The organism is Ornithinimicrobium cavernae (assembly GCF_003121625.1).
Lineage (GTDB): Bacteria > Actinomycetota > Actinomycetes > Actinomycetales > Dermatophilaceae > Ornithinicoccus > Ornithinicoccus cavernae.
This window is the reverse complement of the sequence record NZ_QDDJ01000008.1, coordinates 119,420-136,750: the sequence shown is the minus strand read 5'-3', so window position 1 is coordinate 136,750 and position 17,331 is coordinate 119,420. Positions and strand designations below refer to the sequence as shown.

Annotated in this window: 17 protein-coding genes; 11 read left to right on the top strand and 6 right to left on the bottom strand. The window is 72.3% G+C overall.

Annotation, left to right across the window (positions count from 1 at the left end; translation table 11 throughout):
• Positions 1 to 72 precede the first annotated feature (72 nt).
• A complete protein-coding gene (locus tag DA085_RS10865; RefSeq protein WP_237565451.1) occupies positions 73 to 1,860 on the bottom strand; it encodes an AMP-dependent synthetase/ligase in 1,788 nt (595 codons plus the stop codon).
• A 70-nt stretch (positions 1,861 to 1,930) separates the two neighbouring features.
• On the opposite strand from DA085_RS10865, the gene DA085_RS10860 reads away from it, so the two are divergent.
• Genes DA085_RS10860 through DA085_RS10840 form a run of 5 tightly spaced genes read left to right on the top strand, consistent with a single transcriptional unit; the run spans position 1,931 to position 5,837 of the window.
• Positions 1,931 to 2,398 (top strand): SRPBCC family protein, encoded by a 468-nt coding sequence (locus DA085_RS10860; RefSeq protein WP_109472985.1) that lies wholly within the window; start codon positions 1,931 to 1,933, stop codon positions 2,396 to 2,398.
• Positions 2,391 to 3,059: a hypothetical protein gene (locus DA085_RS20965; RefSeq protein WP_154402174.1), complete on the top strand. Its 669-nt coding sequence runs from the start codon at positions 2,391 to 2,393 to the stop codon at positions 3,057 to 3,059. Before DA085_RS10860 ends, DA085_RS20965 begins: the two co-directional genes overlap by 8 nt.
• Positions 3,059 to 4,105, top strand: coding sequence for an ROK family glucokinase (locus DA085_RS10850; protein ID WP_202619191.1), 1,047 nt, complete (start codon positions 3,059 to 3,061; stop codon positions 4,103 to 4,105). Before DA085_RS20965 ends, DA085_RS10850 begins: the two co-directional genes overlap by 1 nt.
• Before the next feature lie 11 nt (positions 4,106 to 4,116).
• Entirely contained in the window at positions 4,117 to 5,139 is a 1,023-nt protein-coding gene (locus tag DA085_RS10845; RefSeq protein WP_202619190.1) for an ROK family glucokinase, read from the top strand.
• Positions 5,139 to 5,837, top strand: coding sequence for an endonuclease/exonuclease/phosphatase family protein (locus DA085_RS10840; RefSeq protein WP_154402173.1), 699 nt, complete (start codon positions 5,139 to 5,141; stop codon positions 5,835 to 5,837). The genes DA085_RS10845 and DA085_RS10840 overlap by 1 nt, the downstream gene beginning before the upstream one ends.
• Positions 5,838 to 6,457: 620 nt before the next feature.
• Here DA085_RS10840 and DA085_RS10835 read toward each other — a convergent pair.
• Complete coding sequence (locus DA085_RS10835; RefSeq protein WP_154402172.1) at positions 6,458 to 7,264, bottom strand: hypothetical protein; 807 nt, start codon at positions 7,262 to 7,264, stop codon at positions 6,458 to 6,460.
• Positions 7,257 to 8,027, bottom strand: a complete 771-nt coding sequence (locus DA085_RS10830; RefSeq protein WP_109472982.1) for an alpha/beta hydrolase — start codon at positions 8,025 to 8,027, stop codon at positions 7,257 to 7,259. Before DA085_RS10830 ends, DA085_RS10835 begins: the two co-directional genes overlap by 8 nt.
• A 105-nt stretch (positions 8,028 to 8,132) precedes the next feature.
• On the opposite strand from DA085_RS10830, the gene DA085_RS10825 reads away from it, so the two are divergent.
• The 3 genes from DA085_RS10825 to DA085_RS10815 are packed head-to-tail and all read left to right on the top strand — an operon-like array spanning position 8,133 to position 11,660.
• Positions 8,133 to 9,197, top strand: a complete 1,065-nt coding sequence (locus tag DA085_RS10825; protein WP_202619189.1) for a 1-acyl-sn-glycerol-3-phosphate acyltransferase — start codon at positions 8,133 to 8,135, stop codon at positions 9,195 to 9,197.
• A gap of 34 nt (positions 9,198 to 9,231) precedes the next feature.
• Positions 9,232 to 10,593 (top strand): class II 3-deoxy-7-phosphoheptulonate synthase, encoded by a 1,362-nt coding sequence (locus DA085_RS10820; protein WP_109473098.1) that lies wholly within the window; start codon positions 9,232 to 9,234, stop codon positions 10,591 to 10,593.
• A complete protein-coding gene (locus DA085_RS10815) occupies positions 10,590 to 11,660 on the top strand; it encodes a threonine aldolase family protein (protein ID WP_109472981.1) in 1,071 nt (356 codons plus the stop codon). The genes DA085_RS10820 and DA085_RS10815 overlap by 4 nt, the downstream gene beginning before the upstream one ends.
• Before the next feature lie 180 nt (positions 11,661 to 11,840).
• Here the strand turns inward: DA085_RS10815 and pknB are convergent, their stop codons facing one another.
• Positions 11,841 to 13,796 (bottom strand): Stk1 family PASTA domain-containing Ser/Thr kinase, encoded by a 1,956-nt coding sequence (gene pknB / locus DA085_RS10810; protein ID WP_109472980.1) that lies wholly within the window; start codon positions 13,794 to 13,796, stop codon positions 11,841 to 11,843.
• Between the two features lie 255 nt (positions 13,797 to 14,051).
• On the opposite strand from pknB, the gene DA085_RS10805 reads away from it, so the two are divergent.
• A complete protein-coding gene (locus DA085_RS10805) occupies positions 14,052 to 14,678 on the top strand; it encodes a dihydrofolate reductase family protein (protein ID WP_109472979.1) in 627 nt (208 codons plus the stop codon).
• Between the two features lie 25 nt (positions 14,679 to 14,703).
• Here the strand turns inward: DA085_RS10805 and DA085_RS10800 are convergent, their stop codons facing one another.
• Positions 14,704 to 15,861 carry a lytic transglycosylase gene (locus DA085_RS10800; protein WP_109472978.1) on the bottom strand — a complete coding sequence of 386 codons (1,158 nt, stop codon included), beginning with the start codon at positions 15,859 to 15,861 and terminating at the stop codon, positions 14,704 to 14,706.
• Between the two features lie 180 nt (positions 15,862 to 16,041).
• Between DA085_RS10800 and DA085_RS10795 the strand changes: the two genes are divergently transcribed.
• Together DA085_RS10795 and DA085_RS10790 are read left to right on the top strand one after the other, a co-directional pair.
• Positions 16,042 to 16,422 carry an Rv2175c family DNA-binding protein gene (locus DA085_RS10795; protein WP_237565450.1) on the top strand — a complete coding sequence of 127 codons (381 nt, stop codon included), beginning with the start codon at positions 16,042 to 16,044 and terminating at the stop codon, positions 16,420 to 16,422.
• A 64-nt stretch (positions 16,423 to 16,486) separates the two neighbouring features.
• Positions 16,487 to 16,882 carry a VOC family protein gene (locus tag DA085_RS10790; protein WP_109472977.1) on the top strand — a complete coding sequence of 132 codons (396 nt, stop codon included), beginning with the start codon at positions 16,487 to 16,489 and terminating at the stop codon, positions 16,880 to 16,882.
• Between the two features lie 32 nt (positions 16,883 to 16,914).
• Here the strand turns inward: DA085_RS10790 and DA085_RS10785 are convergent, their stop codons facing one another.
• The gene (locus tag DA085_RS10785) at positions 16,915 to 17,301 is read right to left on the bottom strand and encodes a DUF2784 domain-containing protein (RefSeq protein WP_109472976.1); all 387 of its coding nucleotides are present in this window, start codon (positions 17,299 to 17,301) and stop codon (positions 16,915 to 16,917) included.
• Positions 17,302 to 17,331: the final 30 nt, after the last annotated feature.

Sequence of the window (17,331 nt, the reverse complement as noted above, 5' to 3'; positions counted from 1 at the left end):
GGACGAAGGGGCGCAGGTGGATCCACCTGCGCCCCTTCGCGCTGCATGCGGAACGCGGCGCGGCGTCCCTGGTCAGGAGTAGAGCGTCTCGATCTGGTCGGCCAGGTCCTGGGTGACGAGGTTGCGCTTCAGCTTCATCGACGGCGTGAGGTAGCCGTTCTCCTCGGTGAAGTCGTGCTCGAGGATCTCGAACCTGCGGATGGACTCCGCCCGGCTGACCGACTCGTTGGCGGAGTCGACGGCCTGCTGGACCGCCTCCAGCAGCACGTCGTTGCGGCGCAGCTCCTCGAACGGGAGGCCGTCCAGCTCGTGCCGCTCCAGCCAGCCGGGCAGGGCCTCGGGGTCCAGGGTGATGAGCGCGGCGACGAACGGTCGGCCCTCACCCACCACGAGGGCCTGGGAGATCAGCGGGGTCGCGCGCAGCTGGTCCTCGAGCGGACCGGGGGAGACGTTCTTGCCCGTGGCCGTCACCAGGATCTCCTTGGCACGTCCGGTGATGGTGAGGAAGCCCTGCTCGTCGAGCTCGCCGAGATCACCGGTGCGGAACCAGCCGTCCTCGTCGAGCGCGGTCTCCGTGGCCTCGGGATCGTTGAGGTAGCCACGGAACACGTTGACGCCGCGCACCAGGACCTCACCGTCCTTGACCCGCACCCCCACGCCCGGCAGCGGCCGGCCGACCGTGCCGATCTTGATGAGCTCCGGGGTGTTCACCGAGACGGGCGCGGTCGTCTCCGTCAGGCCGTAGCCCTCCAGGATCGTCAGACCGATGCCGCGGTAGAAGTGGCCGAGCCGCTCCCCGAGCGCGGCACCGCCGCTGATCGCGTAGACGACCCGGCCGCCCATGGCCTCCCGCAGCCTGTGGTAGACCAACGCGTCGAACAGCCGGTGCTGGGCCCGCAGCAGCAGGCCCGGACCTCCGGTGTCCTGGGCGCGGCTCCAGCGCTGGGCGACGTCCGCGGCCCGCGCGAAGAGCGCGCCGCGACCTCCGTCGGTGGCCTTCTGGGCGGCGCCGTTGTAGACCTTCTCGAAGACGCGCGGGACCGCCAGCAGGAAGGTCGGCCGGTAGGCCGCCAGGTCCGGCAGCAGGTTCTTCACGTCGGGGGAGTGCCCGAGCTGTGCGCCGGCCTGGAGGACCAGGACCTGGATCAGCCGGGCGAAGACGTGGGCCAGCGGCAGGAACAGCAGTGTCCGGGCACCATCGCTGCGCACCACCTGCTCCAACCGCTCGATGGCGTTCTCGCCCAGGCTCAGGAAGTTGCTGTGCGTGAGCTCGGCACCCTTGGGTCGGCCCGTCGTGCCGGAGGTGTAGATGACGGTGGCGAGCGAGGAGCGGTCCAGCTGGCTACGGCGGGCCTCCACGTCCGCGTCGGCAACCTCGGCGCCGGCGGTGACCAGCTCGTCGAGCCCGCCGGCGTCGATCTGCCACACGTCGCGCAGCTGCGGCACCTCGTCTCGGATGCCGGCGACGAGCTGGCTGTGCTGGGGGGTCTCCACCACGACGGCGACGGCGCCGGAGTCCTGCAGGATCCACGCGGTCTGCGCAGCTGAGGAGGTCTCATAGACGGGCACCGGCACGGCTCCCGCGGTCCACAGGGCGAAGTCGGTCAGCGTCCACTCGTAGCGCGTCCGGCTCATCACCGCGACCCGGTCCCCGACCTCGATGCCCGCGGCGAGGAAGCCCTTGGCCAGCTCCCGCACCTCCCGGGAGAAGTCCGCGGCGGTGACATCGCGCCATACGCCCTCGTCCTGCCGGGACAACAGGGGCCGCTGCGGGTCCCGCTGCGCCCAGCCGTGCACGATGTCCGAGAGGTTGCCCTCCTCGCGGGGCGGGATCAACGGTGGGACCTCATACTCCTGCACTGGGCCTCCTGGCACACGGGGGTGTCGACGGGAAATCCCACTGTAGCCGCGCCGGTATACCCTGCCGTTCATGGCCGACCGCACCGAGTCCAGCATCCTGATCCCGGCACCGCCGCACCAGGTGATCGCTGTGATCTCCGACTTCGACAACTACCCCGAGTGGGCCGACTTCACCTCGGTGCAGGTCCTCTCGGAGAACGACGGCGGCTGGGCCCAGGAGGTGGAGTTCAGCCTCGAGGCGGGCCTGCTCAAGGACACCTACGTGCTCGACTACGACTGGCAGATCACCGAGAGCGGTGAGGGCAGGGTGTCGTGGGACCTGGTGCGGGCCGGCTCCCTGAAGGCGATGACCGGTTCCTACGAGCTGACGGCCGTCGACATGGATGGCGCACCGGACGGCGTGGGCACCGAGGTCGTCTACCAGCTGCAGGTCGACGTGAAGATCCCGATGCTGGGAGCGATGAGGCGCAAGGCGGAGAAGATGATCGTGGACACCGCGTTGAGGTCCCTGTCCGAGCGCGTGGTGCAGCATGCCTGAGGAGACCGGGGGGCAGGTCGAGCGCGAGGCCCGGCAGCTGGTCGAGGCGGCGGCGCGGTGGCTGTCCGCGGTGCCCGACGACACGGAGTATGCCGCTCGCTCCCGTCGCTCTGCGGCCGCGGCCGAGGAGTCGGTTCCGGAGGAGTCGCTCCCGGAGGAGTCGCAGGCGGGGGAGCGGGCCGCCGCGGAGCCGCGGCCCGGCGAGTCTGTGGCTGGGGAGTCTGTGGCTGGGGAGTCTGTGGCTGGGGAGTCTGTGGCCGGGGAGGACCATGTGTGCCGTGGCTGCCCGTGGTGCCGCGCGAAGGCGGCGGCCGGTCCGCTCGGTGCCGACACCATCGACTCGATCGCTCACCTGCTGAGCGCCGCGGCCGAGAGTCTCTCGCTGTTCGCCCAGTCCCGGCGCGACGCGGCGCAGGGACCGCACTCCGATGACGGCACCGACGACGTCGAGGTTCCCGGCCCCGACAGAGGTTCCCCCGCCGACGACGCCCTGATCGACTGGGACGACGAGGACGAGGACGAGTGCGAGGAGCGACACGGGCCCACCGCGGATCCTCGCCGGACCGGCCCGACCCGGACGCAGCAGAGGCCAGCGGGTCCGCCCCGGACGCAGGACACGCCAACGGGTTCCACCCCGGCGCGGGAGAGGGCGACCGGCTGATGATGAACCTGGGGATCGACGTCGGAGGCACGGGCATCAAGGGCTCCGCCGTGGCCGAGGACGGCACACTCCGCCACCGCAGCGAGCGGGTGACCCCCGCCCAGGACGTGGACGCCATCGCCGGTGCCATCGCCGACCTGGTGCGCGAGCTGGTCGACCTCTGCGAGCGTGGCGGTGAGCCGGTCGGGGCCGTGGGCGTGGCGTGTGCGGGGTTCGTCGACGCGGCAGGCGGGACCGTCCTGTTCGCGCCCAACCTGGCCTGGCGCGACGCGCCGCTCAAGGCACGCCTGGAGGAGGCGGTCGGTCGACCGATCTTCCTGGAGAACGACGCCAACGCGGCAGCCTGGGGCGAGTTCCGCTTCGGTGGTGCCCGGGAGGCGGACGACATGCTGCTGGTGACCGTCGGCACCGGCGTCGGGGGTGGGATCGTCAGCGACGGTGAGCTGTTGCGCGGGTCGGAGGGGGTCGCCGCCGAGATCGGCCACCTGCGGGTCCAGCCCGAGGGCCTCCGGTGCGGCTGCGGCAACCGGGGCTGCCTGGAGGCCTACGCCTCCGGGACCGCGCTCGTGCGTGAGGGACGCGAGCTGGTCGCCGGCGGCAGTCCGCACGCCGGCGCGCTGAGCGACCTGTGCGGGGGCGACCCGGAGCGGCTCACCGGTCACATGGTGACCCAGGCCGCGACCGCGGGCGACCCCGCGGCGATCGAGCTCTTCGCCGACCTGGGCCGCTGGCTGGGCGAGGGCGTGGCCAGCCTGGTGGCCGTGCTGGACCCGGAGCTCATCGTCATCGGCGGAGGTGTCAGCGAGGCAGGCGACCTGCTGCTCCAGCCCGCCCGGGTGGCGTTCGGCCGCCAGCTCACCGGGCGCGGGCACCGCCGGCAGGCCGAGATCGTCCCCGCGCTCCTCGGCAACGACGCGGGCATGATCGGTGCCGCCGACCTGGCCGCCCGCCGCGCAGGCGTGCCGACCGCCGCGGGCGTGGCCACCGGCGGGCCTGCCCACCCGACCACCGGCGGCAGCGGCGCCGGCACACCCGCCGGCGACTGACGGCATACGGCGTGGCACCCGACCTCCCACCCGGGGACGAGCTCACGATCGGCGTCGACGTCGGCGGCACCAAGGTCGTGGCCGGCCTGGTCGACGCCTCCGGTGCCGTGCTCGCCCACGCACGCCGCGACACCCCGGGGCGCACCACCCGGCCGTCGGTCGTGGAGGACGTCATCGTCGACGCGGTGGCCGAGATGCTCGCCGCGGCCGACCGTCCGGTCCTGGGGGTCGGGCTGGGCGCCGCCGGGTTCGTCTCCGCCGACCGGCGCACCGTCGTCTTCGCGCCCCACCTGGCCTGGCGGGACGAGCCGATCCGCGACCGTCTCGCCGAGCGGCTGGGCCTGCCGGTCGTCCTCGACAACGACGCGAAGGCCGCCGCCTGGGCCGAGTTCCGGTTCGGTGCCGGCCGTGGTGAGTCGCGGCTGCTCCTGGTCACCCTGGGCACCGGCATCGGTGGTGCCCTGGTGCTGGACGGGCGCGTGGAGCGCGGGCGGTACGGACTGGCGGGGGAGTACGGCCACATGCAGGTCGTGCCCGATGGTGAGCGCTGCGAGTGCGGCAACCGTGGCTGCTGGGAGCAGTACTCCTCCGGGCGGGCCATGCAGCGCGAGGCCCGGGAGATGCTCGCGCAGGACAGCCCGTATGCCGCGGGGCTGGCGGCGTACTGCGACGGCGACCCGGCGCGGGTCGAGGGGCACCACGTGACGCAGGCCGCGCGGGCCGGCGACGTCGCGGCGCTGGAGCTGATGGGTGACGTGGGGCGGTGGCTGGGCCTGGGGCTGGCGAACCTCGCGGCGGCCCTCGACCCGGGGCGGATCGTGGTCGGTGGCGGCGTGAGCGAGGCCGGCGACCTGCTCCTCGCGCCGGCACGGGAGATGTTCGGGCGTCGGCTGGCCGGGCGGGGGCACCGGCCAATCGCGCCGATCGTGGCCGCCGAGCTGGGGCCGTCCGCCGGGATGGTCGGTGCCGCCGATCTGGTGCGGGTCGAGGCTCATGGGGATGGCGCGGCCACAGAGGTGAGGACGGGAGAGTGATGGGCGCACGGATCCGGGTGGCCAGCTACAACCTGCGGGGGTTGAAGGACGACCCTGCCGCGGCGGCCGAGGTGGTGCGCCGCATCGATCCCGATGTGCTTCTCCTGCAGGAGGTGCCGCGGCACCCGCTGTCGGGCTTCCGGATCGCGATGTTCGCCCGGCGCTGCGGGCTGAGGTGGACCGGCCGCACCCGACGGCTGTCCGGCACGGGGATGATGACCAGCCGCCGCATCACGGCGACCGACTCGGTGGACCGCAAGCTCCCCGTGGCGCTGCGTGCGAACCCGCGCAGCTATACCGCCGCCCAGGTGCGGGTGCCGGGTGGCCAGGACATCACGGTGGTCTCACTGCACCTGTCGCTGCTCGAGGACGAGCGGATCCGGCACGCGACGCTCGTGCTCGAGGAGCTCGCCGCTGACCCGACCCTGGCCGACGGCCCGTTCGTCATCGGCGGCGACCTCAACGAGAGCTCCCAGGGTGGGGCGTGGCGGCTGCTGGGCGAGCGGCTCGCCCTGGCATCTCCCGACCGTCCGACGTTCCCTTCGGCGCAGCCCAGGAGCTGGATCGACGCGATCTTCGCCAGCGCCGAGCTCACCGTGCTGCCCCACGAGGACGTGGTGCTGGAGCCGGAGCTGCTGTCGGCCGCGACCGACCACCTACCGGTGTGGGTGGACGTCCTGACCTCTCCCGCGCAGTGAGGGCGGTGGTGCCCGGTCCCCACCGGCGTTGAGGGCGGTGGTGTCCGGTCCGCACGGGCGTTGTCCTCGTGGTTCTGCGGGGCCATTCCTGCTCGTGAGTGGATCTCGCCCCCTCCCAGGGGTGTGAATCTCACTCACGAGCCACTCCGGGCATGCCGCCGCGTGCCGGGGGGGGGCGACACGGGCATCCCGCGGTGCGGGGAGGGTGCGACAGGGGGCATGCCGCGGGGCCGGTGGTGCCCCTCCCCACCGGTATTGAGGGGGTGGTGTCCCGTCCCCACCGGCATTGAGGGGGTGGTGTCCCGTCCCCACCGGCATTGAGGGGGGTGGTGTCCCGTCCCTACCGGCGTTGAGGGCGTTGGTGCCCGGTCTCCACCGGCGTTGTCCTCGTGGTTCTGCGGGGCCATTCCTGCTCGTGAGTGGATCTCGCCCCCTCCTAGGGGTGTGAATCTCACTCACGAGCCACTCCGGGCATGCCGCCGCGTGCGGAGAGGGTGCGACGGGGCATGCCGCCGCGTGCGGAGAGGGTGCGACGGGGCATGCCGCCGCGTGCGGGGAGGGTGCGACACGGGCATGTCGCGGTGCGGGAGGCGTGTGACACCACCGCCGCCACCGTGCGGTCAGACCTGGGCGCCGCCGGAGGAGTCCGTGTAGTCGCGGTTCTTCGGCAGCCGCAGGAACAGGAGCACGACCCCGGCGACCGACAGGAAGATGCCCAACGGCGTCCACCACTCGCCGCGGAGCACGTGGAACACCTCGCTGAGGATGAGCAGGATCGGCCCGCCGAGCAGGCCGAGCACGATGGCCCACAGGTGGAGGTCGCCCGCGGGCAGGGACGGGGTCGGTGGGATGAAGTGCTCCTCCTCGCCCGACTCCTCCCAACCGCGCCAGGACTCAGCGGCGCCCTCCGGTGGCGGGGGTGACGTCGGCTCGGGACCGGAGGCCGGCTCCGAGCGGTAGGCAGGCTCCCTCGGTGCCGGCGGCAGCCGGTGCGCCCGCTCGTCGGGTCGTGGAGCGGCCGGGGGCATGTCTCCCGTCCGGTCAGGACCTGATGACCCTGACGCGTCGGGAGCATCGCGCCCGGGCTCCGAGCGGCGAGCACCGCGCCCGGGCTCCGAGCGGCCGGGTGCCTGGTCGCCAGTCGGGGGCTCGCCCGGCGCCGGGCCGCGCGCCGACTCCTCGGAGGGCGACTCGTCTCCGGCGCGCCCAGCCGGTCGCGGGGGCCACGGGTTGGGGCTGTCGAAGCCCTCCAGGGGGCGGTTGGGCGGGCGCCGGTCGCGCTGTTCCTGCGCGCGGCGGATTGCCTCCCGGCGTCGGTTCGCCGAGGCCGCCTGCTCAGCACGGAGCCCGGCGACGATCTCCTCGAACCGGGCGTCGATGTCGTCGGCGTCGTCGTGCCGGTCCTCGCGACCGGGTCCCTCAGCCACCATCAGGCACCATTCTGTCCACGAAGTCCAGCGTGGCAGAAATCAGCTCGTCGGCGTCGTGGTCGAGCGGCGCCACATGGGCCGACTCCTCGAGCCACCGGACGGTCACGTCGTCGCTGCCGACCGCGGCCAGGAAGGTTTCCGCCGAGACCGGCGGCACCACCCGGTCGTGCCGCGAGCGCACGAGCAGGATCGGCTGTCGGACACGCGGGAGCTCGCGGACCAGCCGGGGCCACTGCTCGACGAAGGAGTCGAAGGCCCGCAGCGGGGTCCAGCGGTAGGCCAGCTCCCGCGGGGGCCCCTGCCGCAGGATGTCGTCGGCGATGCCCTGGGCCGCTGGCACGAAGCGTTTGACGTGCGGGATGACACGCAGCCGCCAGTCCGTGGCCGCGAAGGCCGGGTTCACCAGCACCAGCCCGTCGACCAGCTCGGGCCGTCGTGCGGCGACATCCGTGAGCAGCGCCCCGCCCATGCTCACGCCGAACCCGACCACGGTCTCGTGGCCGGCACGCAGCGCCTCCAGGGACTCGACCACGGCAGCCAGCCAGTCGGCATACCTCGTGCGGGCCATGTCCTGCCAGGTCGTCCCGTGCCCGGGGAGGAGGGGCGCCGACACGGCATACCCCTGCTCGGCGAGCTGTTCGGCGACGGGCCGCACCATCTGCGGGGAGGAGGTGATGCCGTGCAGGAGCAGCACCGCGGTGCCGGCGTGCTCACCGGCTCCGGGTGAGTGGAACGGCTCGGCACCCTCGAGGATCTGCACAGCCCGATCTTGTCATGACACACTGCCTCTGCGGTCGGCCGAGTCCGCGGGCGGCGACCCCTGCGCTGACCTAGCATGAATCGTGAGGCGAGGAGGAGGTGCCGGGTGCTCTACTGGCTGATGAAGCACATCCTGATCGGCCCGGTCGTCAAGGTCCTCTTCAAGCCCTGGGTCGAGGGCGCGGAGCACATCCCCGAGCAGGGCGGCGCGATCTTCGCCAGCAACCACCTGAGCTTCTCCGACTCGATCTTCCTGCCCCTGATGGTGGACCGGCGGATGACCTTCCCGGCCAAGATGGAGTACTTCACCGGCCACGGCGTCAAGGGCTGGCTCACCAAGACCTTCTTCAAGAGCATGGGTCAGATCCCGATCGACCGGTCCGGCGGCAACGCCAGTATGTCGGCACTCACCTCCGGGCTGAAGGTCCTCAACCGCGGGGAGCTGTTCGGCATCTACCCGGAGGGCACGCGCAGCCCCGACGGCAAGCTCTACAAGGGCAAGACCGGGGTGGCGCGGATGGCGCTGGAGGCCGGGGTCCCGGTCATCCCGGTCGCGATGATCAACACCGACAAGGCGCAGCCGACCGGGCAGGTCATCCCCAACATCGAGCGCGGCCAGGTCGGTCTGCGGTTCGGCAAGCCGCTGGACTTCTCCCGCTACGAGGGCATGCAGGACGACCGGACCGTGCTTCGCTCGATCACCGACGAGATCATGTACGAGCTGATGCAGCTCTCGGGCCAGGAGTACGTCGACGACTACGCGGCCACCGTCAAGGAGCGCATCGCCGCCCGCGCCAAGGCGGCCGTCGAGGGTGCCCGCGTGGCGGTGGACCGGGCTGTCGACCAGACCAAGGTGACCGCCGAGCAGGTGCGCCACCAGGTGGAGGAGCGGGTGGAGACGGCCCGCACCCAGCTCGAGGGGCGCGTCGAAACGGCCCGCACCCAGATCGAGGGACAGCTGGAGACCGCCAGGACCCAGATCGAGCAGGTGGGCGAGCAGCTCAAGGCCCGGCAGGCCAAGAGCGCCGGGGCGCCGGAGGACGAGCCTGCCGACCAGCCGCAGGACGAGGCGGCCGACCAGCCCCAGGACGAGGCGGCCGCGGGCGAGGCGAGCCCGACCGCTGAGCCCGCGTCCGGCATACCGGAGGAGCCCGGTCCCGAGCACCGGTGAGAGGTCCGGGCGCCGGGGCTCCTACGATGTTGTGGTGACCACGGACGTGACCGGACCGCCCCCGATCGGGCACCACTTCGACTGGGACGACCTCCCCGCCCGGCAGCAGCCCACCTGGGGCGACGCCGAGGCGCTGGGTCGTGCCGTCGCGACGCTGAAGGGGTTCCCACCGCTCGTCTTCGCCGGCGAGTGCGACCTGCTCCGGGACAAGCTCGGCGCGGTGGCGCGCGGGGAGGCGTTCCTGCTCCAGGGCGGTGACTGCGCCGAGACCCTCGACGGCGTCACGGGACCCAACATCCGCAACCGGATCAAGACGATCCTGCAGATGGCGGTGGTGCTGACCTACGGCGCGGGGATGCCCGTGGTCAAGGTCGGCCGGCTCGCCGGACAGTTCGCCAAGCCCCGGTCCTCCGACAGCGAGACCCGCGACGGGGTGACCCTGCCGGCCTACCGCGGCGACATGGTCAACGGCTTCGAGTTCACCCCGGAGGCGCGCGCCCACGACCCGGCCCGGATGGTCAGCGTCTACCACGCCAGCGCCTCCACCCTGAACCTCGTGCGGGCGTTCACCACCGGTGGCTACGCCGACCTGCGCAGCGTCCACACCTGGAACAAGGGCTTCCTGTCCGGACCGGCGCAGGCGCGCTACGAGCAGATGGCCGGCGAGATCGACCGGGCGGTCCGCTTCCTGGAGGCCTCCGGCGTCGCCGAGGCCGAGGAGCTGCGGCGGGTCGACCTCTACTCCAGCCACGAGGCGCTGGTGCTCGACTACGAGCGCGCGCTCACCCGCCGGGACTCGCGCACCGGCCTGGCCTACAACACCTCCGGGCACTTCATCTGGGTCGGGGAGCGCACCCGCGACCTGGACGGGGCCCACATCGACTTCGTCTCCCGGGTGCACAACCCGATCGGCGTCAAGCTCGGGCCCACCGCGACCCGCGACGACGTGCTCCGGCTCGTGGAGAGGCTGGACCCGCACGGCATCCCCGGGCGGCTCACCTTCATCACCCGCATGGGCGCCGACCGGATCCGCGACCTGCTGCCCCCGCTCCTGGAGAGCGTCGGCGAGGTCGCCCACCGGGTCGCGTGGGTCTGTGACCCCATGCACGGCAACACCTTCACCTCACCCAGCGGGCACAAGACCCGCCGGTTCGAGGACGTCATCGACGAGGTCGCCGGCTTCTTCGAGGCGCACCGCGCGGCGGGCACCTGGCCCGGCGGCATCCACGTCGAGCTCACCGGCAACGACGTCACCGAGTGCGTCGGCGGCTCCGGCGCCCTCGACGTGGACGACCTCGGGCTGCGTTACGAGACGCTGTGCGACCCGCGGCTGAACCACCAGCAGAGCCTGGAGATGGCCTTCCAGGTCGCGGCCATGCTCGAGGGCGGCCGGTGAGCGCCGCGACCGGCGTCACGGCCGACCTGCGCTCGGACACGCTGACCAGGCCGACCGAGGCGATGCGCCGGGCGATGGCGGGGGCCCCCGTCGGCGACGACGTCTACGGCGAGGACCCCACCGTCCTGGCCCTGCAGCGGGAGGTCGCCGAGCTCCTCGGGCACGAGGACGCGCTGTTCACCCCGACCGGCTCGATGGCCAACCAGCTCGGTGTCCGGCTGCACGTGGGCCCCGGCCAGGAGCTCGTCACCGACGACCTGGCCCACGTCCTGCGCGCCGAGATGGGGGCCGCGGCGGTGCTGAGCGGCATCTCGGCCCGCAGCTACCGCGCCGAGGCGGGACTGCTGGACGTGGAGGCGGCGATGGCGCTCGCGGTCACCGACGGCGGTGCCTACCAGGTGGGCACGTCGTGCGTGGTGGTCGAGAACACCCACAACTTCGGTGGCGGCACGGTCCAGCCGATCGAGGCCATGCGTGAGCTGCGGGACCGGGCGGGCGCGCGGGGGATGGCGGTCCACCTCGACGGGGCGCGGCTCTGGAACGCGCACGTCGCGACCGGCGTCCCGCTCGCGGAGTATGCCGCGTGCGCCGACACCGTGTCCGTGTGCCTGAGCAAGGGGCTGGGTGCCCCGGTGGGCTCCCTGCTCGTCGGCTCGGCGGAGCGTATGCAGGAGGCGCGGGTCTGGCGGAAGAGGTTCGGCGGCGGCATGCGGCAGGTCGGCATCCTGGCGGCCGCCGGGCGGCACGCGCTGGAGCACCAGCTCGAGCGGCTGGCGGAGGACCACGACCGGTGCCAGCGGGTCGCCCGTGCGGTGGCCGCTGCGGTCCCTGACGTCGTCGACCCGGGCTCCGTGCACACCAATATCCTGATCCTGCACGTCGCGCCCGCCGGGTGGACGGCAGCGGCCTTCATCGCGGCGGCGGGGGAGCGGGGGGTGCTGGGCTACGCGACCGGCCCGGAGCACGTCCGGTTCGTCTGGCACCTGGACGTGGACGACGCCCAGACCGACCATGCGGCCGCCGTCCTCACCGAGCTGCTGACCTCCCGGGAGCCGGCCCGCGGCTGACCCGGCTGGCCCGGGGCGGCACGTGCACGACTCTTACCCCGGAAGTGCCGGCCGGGGTAGTTCCGGGGCACGTGCACGGCAACTACCCACGATTCGGCGCCGCGCAGGGTAGTTCCGGGGCACGTGTCAGGTTGCTGGGCCGCGGGAGGAGAGCCGGCCGAGCGGCACCGTCCCGGATGCTCAGACGATCTCCAGGACGATCTCGGTGCCGCGCGGCACCATCTCGCCGGCCTTGACGCTCTGCGTGCGCACCGTGCCGAAGTAGCCGCCCAGGACGTTCTTGCGGGACACCTCGAACCCGGCCCCGGTGAGGATCTGCTGGGCCTCGCCCCACTGCTTGCCGATGACCGAGGGCACCTCGATCAGCTCGGGCCCCTTGGAGATCGTCAGGGTCACCGTGTCGCCGCGGAAGCCCGTGCCCTCGGCAGGGGTCTGCGAGACCACGCGGCCCTCCTCGACGGAGTCGCTGAACACCCGCTCGGGGGCGACGGTGACCTCGAAGCCGGCCTCGGAGAGCACGTTCACGCCGTCGCTCTCCGGCTGTCCCGTGACGTCCACGATCTCGATCGGCTCGCGGCCCTGGCTGACGGTCAGGGTCACCTCGGACCCGGGCTTGAGCTGCTCGCCCTCCTCCGGCGCGACGGACATGACCTGGCCCTCGGGGATCTTCTCGTCATAGACCCGCTCCGGCTCGGCCACGGTCAGGTTGGCCTCCTCGATCATGGGGGTCGCCTGGTCGAGCGTCTTCCCCACAACGGGCGGCACGGCATACCGCTCCGGCCCCTGCGACACGGTGAGGGTGACGTCGGTGCCGTGGCGCAGCGAGGTGCCGGCGGGGTGGGAGGCGGCCATGACCTCCTCGACGGGCACGGTCTCGGAGTACTCCAGCTCCACGACCGTGTCCAGCTCCTCGGCGTCGAGCGCCTCGCGGGCCTCGGTCTCGGTGAGCCCGACCAGCGTGGGCACGGGGGAGTGCACGCCCGGACCCTCGGTGAAGTACCACGCCGCACCGGCGCCGGTGGCCCCGATCAGGACCAGGAGTATGCCGAGGAGCCAGCCCGCGACCTTCATCCGTCGGCGGGGGCGGCGGGGGGCGGCACTGGCGGGGGCCGGCGGGCGCGTCTGGCGCACCTTGCGTGGCTTGTTGCCGCTGGTCCTGGCGTAGTGCTCCGGTGCCTGCCGGGGGACCGCGAGGGTGTCCGTCGCGCGCAGCGGACGGGTGTGGTCGAAGGCCTGGGTCAGGTCGTTGTCGGCCGGCTGCTGCCCGGGCAGCGCGTCGAGCTCGCTCTCGGAGAGCTGACGGACCGAGTGGCGCAGCTCGGTGAGCGCCGCCGCCCCGTCCGTGGGACGGCGCTCGGGGTCGGTGGCCGCGGCCCACTGGATGAACGCGTCGATCTCGGCGGGGACGGTGGCGACGGTGTCCGCCGCCCGCGGCACCTCGCCGTGCACGTGGGCGTAGGCCACCTGCACGGGGCTGTCGCCGGGGAAGGCCTTGACGCCGGTGAGCAGCTCGTAGAGGAGCAGGCCGGCCGAGTAGATGTCGCTGCGCTCGTCGGTGCGGCCGCGCTCCACCTGCTCCGGTGCCAGGTAGGCCGCGGTGCCCCACACCAGCTCGTTGCTGTGGCTGGACGTGGCGGCGGTGACCGCCCGGGCCAGGCCGAAGTCGGCGACCTTGACCATGCCGTCGGGCCGGATCAGCACGTTCTCCGGCTTGACGTCGCGGTGGGCCAGCCCCGCCTCGTGGGCCGCGGCGAGCGCCTGCAGCACGGGGTCGAGGTAGGCGACGGCGTCCCGGACGCTGTGGGCGCCGTGGCCGGTGATCACCTCGCGCAGGGTGCGGCCCTCCACCAGCTCCATCGCGAGGAAGACGAGGTCGTCGTCCTCGCCCTGGTCGAACACCGAGACCACGTGCGGGTGGGAGAGCCGGGCCGCCGTGCGGGCCTCCTGCCGGAAGCGGGTGACGAACTCCTCGTCCCGGGCCAGGTGGGCGTGCATGATCTTCAGTGCCACCCGCCGGTCCAGCCGCAGATCGGTGGCCCGGTAGACGGCCGCCATGCCGCCCTCGGCAAGCAGGGACTCCACACGGTATCGACCGTCGAGGACACGGTCGATCACGGCGGAGGTCGCGGTGCTCACCCCTCGAGGATACGGAGCCTCAGCACGAAAACCGTGGAGGTGGGGCCGCCCGGGCCGGGATCGGGCGGTCAGACGGTGGTGCTGACCTGCGTCGATGGTGCGTGGGAGCGGACCGGGTCACACTTCTGTCGAGACCCCTGATCCAGCGGGAAGGGTCCTCGGTGCCGGCGGGGACCGATGACTTCGGCGCCCGGTAGAGGTCGGCACGGGTAAGGCGTCACCGGGACGCACCGACAGCTGTCAGGAGAACGCACCATGGGCGAGCTGCACGTCAACATCATCACCACGCTCGACGGCGTGATCCAGGCCAACGGTGGGCCGACCGAGCAGGCCGGGGACTTCCCCTACGCCGGCTGGGAGCGCCCCTTCGGCGATGCGGAGTCGGGTGCCCAGATCGAGGCGGACGTGCAGGCGTCCGACGCGCTGCTGCTGGGACGCGTCACCTACGACATCTTCCGCGGCTACTGGCCGAGCCAGTCGGACGGGATCGCGCTGGGCTTCAACGCGGTCCCCAAGTACGTCGCGTCCCGGGGGACGCCGGAGCTGACCTGGGAGCCCAGCACCCAGCTGCGAGACGTGGCGGCGACCGTCCGCGACCTGCGGGAGCGGCACCGCCAGATCCACACGTGGGGCAGCGCCAACCTGCTGCAGACCCTGTTCCGTGAGTCGCTGGTGGACCAGGTGAACCTCTGGCTGTGTCCGGTGGTGCTCGGGACGGGCAAGAAGCTCTTCCCCGACGGAACCGTGCCGGCCCGCTTCGAGCCGCTCGAGCCCGCCAGGTCGTTCCCTGCGGGACAGGTTCTCCTGCGCTACCGGCGTCTCGAGGGTCCGCCCAGGACGAGCGCGGACGAGGGGGACGGTAGCGCCGCGGGCCAGCCCTGACCGGCCGCGCGGCGCTGCCCGGCCCTCACATCCGGTCGCGCAGCTCCTGGATCACCTTCACGTAGTTCTTGGTGTCCGGGTACATGCCGTTGTTCTGCACGCCCGCGAGCCCCTGGTAGTAGCCGCCGATCGCCTGGTCCTCGTTGTCGGCCGAGCGCAGCAGCGCACGCATGACCACCACGCCGGCCGTGACGTTGTCGTGCGGGTCGAGCAGGTTCAGCTCCCGGCCGACCATGGAGGAGGCCCAGTCGCCGGTGGAGGGGATCACCTGCATGGCGCCGATGGCGTTGGCGGGGGACACCATCCGGTGGTTCCAGCCGGACTCCATGTAGCTCAGCGCGAGCATCAGGTCCGCGTCGACGCCGTGACGCCTGGCGGTCTCCCGGATCAGCTGCTTCATCTCCTCGCGTGAGGGGACGGGCGCGTCGGCCAGGTACTCGCGGTTGGCAGCGGCCGAGCCGGCCACCTCGTCGCTGTAGGTGTAGTGCAGGAAGGTGTTGGGGGCGCCCTTCTTGGCGCCCTCACCGTCCCGGTATGCCGAGGAGCGGGTTGCCGCGGCCGGCAGGTTGATCTTCTGGCCGACGTGCAGTCCGCGGGCGTCGACACCCGGGTTGGCGTTGAGCAGGGCACTGAGCGAGACGTCGTGGCGGGCCGAGATGTGCGACAGGGTGTCGCCCGACCGGACCGTGACGGTGCCGCCGGAGCGGCTGCTCGAGTCCGAGCCGCGCTCGGACGAGTCGGCAGCGGCCTTCGCCGAGCCCGGGACGGTGAGCCGCTGGCCCGGGTAGATCATCGCGGACGGCAGGTTGTTGGCCTTGATGATGGCCGACACCGAGACGTCGTGGCGCGCCGAGATGTGCGAGAGCGTGTCTCCGGCCCGGACCGTGACGGTGGCCGACGGCTTGGACTTCGATGCCGACCGGCTCTCCTTCTCGGCCTTGCGCGGCACCTCGATCACCTCTCCGGCGCGGAGGTAGCCGGTGATCTCGTTGCGCTTGGCGAGCGCGGAGACCGTGGTGTTGTACTCGATCGCGAGGTCGTAGAGCGTGTCGCCGGACTTCACGCGGTAGTCGCGCCAGTCCTTCTTCGACGTGGCCAGGTACCCCAGCGGGGCGCGGTTGGCGAGATCGACGACGGGAGTCTCGACGTGCAGGACCGGAGGCATGTCTGCAACGGGGCTCATCTCTGAGGCCTTTCAGGTGGGGCCGGGGGCAATGGGTGTGGCCTGTGGTGTCGCTGTGTTGGCTGGTGTTGCTGTGCTGTGTGTTGTGCATGGTTGTGCTGTGACCCGAGTGAAAGTACCTGAGTTTCGCGCAACCCGCCAGATTTACGGCGTGTCGTTCCATGTGACAGACTGGAATGTGTGGTAAACGACAGCGATGTAATTCTCGGTTCCGACGACAACGACCTGACCGGCTGGCTGGCCGTGCCCGACATCATGGAGCTGACCGGCGTCTCGTTGGCGCAGGTCAAGACCTGGCTCCAGGAGCGGGAGATCATCGGTGTCCGCCGCGGGCCCAACCGGGCGGTCTACGTGCCCGCCTCGTTCCTCACCGAGGAGGGGCCGTTGGTGCCGTTGCGCGGCACCCTCACGGTGCTGGCCGACGGTGGGTATGACGACGAGGAGATCATTGCCTGGCTGCACGAGAGCGACGACTCGCTCGAGGGCGGGAGTGCCATCGCCTCGCTGCGGCTGGGCAACAAGACCGAGGTGCGCCGCCGCGCCCAGGAGACGGCCCTGTAGCTGTTCCCGGGAGGAGGAGCCCTCAGGGGCGCTCCCCGGGTGGGGCCGGACGTAGGCTCGGCCCATGGTGCCGGTGAGAGGGGTCGACCACGTCGTCATCGCGGTCTCGGACTGGGACGTCTCCGCACGCTTCTACCGGGACGTCGTGGGCGCGGAGGTCGTCACGGCCAGTGACGGGCGCCTGGCCTTCCGGGTCGGGGCCACGCAGCTGAATGTCCACGGGCCGGGCGTGGACCTCGGCGCCAACGTCGCCCGCCTGCCGGTGAGGCCCGGCAACAGTGACCTCTGCCTCGCGTGGGACGGCCCGATCGAGGAGGCCGCCGCCCATCTCGGGCAGCACGGCGTCGAGGTGGAGACCGGGCCGGTGCCGCGGTTCGGGGCGCAGGGTGCCGGCACCAGCGTCTACTTCCGGGACCCCGACGGCAGCCTGCTGGAGTTCATCTCCTACCAGGAGGTGTGAGCCGGGGCGGCATCCCCCGGACGGCACCAGGACTACCGGCCGGCCTCACGCTGCACGTCCTGCCGCGCCCGGCGACGGCGCAGCGCGTAACCGGTCCAGGACGCGCCCACGCTGGCTGCCACCAGGGTCCGCACCAGGCCCAGGGCACGCTCGGGATAGACGACGCCCGTGAGGTAGTGGTCGATGAACCCGGCGGCGGGTAGCCCCTCCTGGCCGGCGGAGCGCCTGGCCCAGTCCTCCACATGGGTCAGCGGGCACTCGAGCCCGAACAGGATCGTGCTGGCCCCCCACGCGACCAGGCCGACGTGCAGCCAGATCGTCCGGGGCCAGCGCCACGCGAGGAAGCCTCCGGCGACGACATACACCAGGAAGGCGAGGTGCACGACCATCGCGGCGTCGGCGAGGATCCGGTAGCCCATGGTGCTCCTGCCCCCAGCGTAGGTGAGGGC